The organism is Streptomyces sp. SID9727 (assembly GCF_010550605.1).
Taxonomy (GTDB): Bacteria; Actinomycetota; Actinomycetes; order Streptomycetales; family Streptomycetaceae; genus Streptomyces.
This window is the reverse complement of record NZ_JAAGNI010000440.1, coordinates 1-953: the sequence shown is the minus strand read 5'-3', so window position 1 is coordinate 953 and position 953 is coordinate 1. Positions and strand designations below refer to the sequence as shown.

Sequence of the window (953 nt, the reverse complement as noted above, 5' to 3'; positions counted from 1 at the left end):
TCCGGCGACGCCCGCGCGCTCGTCCGGCGCGTCCGCGAGCGGGGCGGCACCGTCGTCGCCGCCGGCGGCTGCTTCGACCTGCTGCACGCCGGACACGTCCAACTGCTCCAGGCCGCCCGCCGGGCCGGTGACTGCCTCGTCGTCTGCGTCAACTCCGACGCCTCCGTCCGGCGCCGCAAGGGCGGCGGGCGGCCCGTGGTGCCGGCCGAGGACCGGGTCCGCGTCCTGCTGGCACTCGACTGCGTGGACGCCGTCGCCGTCTTCGACGAGGACACCCCCGAACGCCTTCTGGACGACCTGCGCCCGGACATCTGGGCCAAGGGCGGCGACTACGCCCTCACCGACCTCCCCGAGACCGCCCTGGTGGAGAGCTGGGGCGGGCAGGTGGTGCTCCTGCCCTACCTCGACGGACGCTCCAGCACCCGCCTGGCCGAGCGGGCCGCCGGCCGTCCCGGCGCCCCCACCCGGCGGTGAGCCCGGTGGCCGAGACCCGCCCGGCCCCCTCGGGCGACCGCCCGGCCGTCCTCGTCCTGCGGGCCCTCGGCCTCGGCGACCTGCTGGCAGCGGTACCGGCGCTGCGGGGCGTACGACGCGCCTTCCCGGAGTACGAGACGGTGCTCGCCGCCCCGGGCAGCCTGGCGGCGGCGGTCCGGGCGACCGGAACCGTGGACGTCCACTTCGCCACACCCGAGAACGGCCGCCAGGTCCCCTCACTGGACCACTGGCCGGGCCCGCCCCCCGCCGTCGCCATCGACCTGCACGGCAACGGACCCCTCAGCCACGACGCACTCGCCGCGCTCGGCCCCGGCCGGACGCTCTCCTTCGCCCGCCCCGAAGCGGACCACCCCGACCCGCCCCACTGGCGGCGCGACGAGCACGAGCGGCTGCGCTGGTGCCGGTTCCTGGCCGCGTACGGCATCCCCGCCGACCCCGCCGACGTCCGCGTCCCGCCA

General features: G+C 77.9%; 1 protein-coding gene and 1 pseudogene. Both read left to right on the top strand.

All coding sequences use genetic code 11. The features are described from left to right. The coding region (gene rfaE2 / locus G3I41_RS30755) for a D-glycero-beta-D-manno-heptose 1-phosphate adenylyltransferase (protein WP_164403819.1) at window positions 1-474 on the top strand (474 nt) is incomplete at its 5' end. A 5-nt stretch (window positions 475-479) separates the two neighbouring features. Then, a pseudogene (locus G3I41_RS30750) lies at window positions 480-953 on the top strand (glycosyltransferase family 9 protein); the annotation flags it as partial.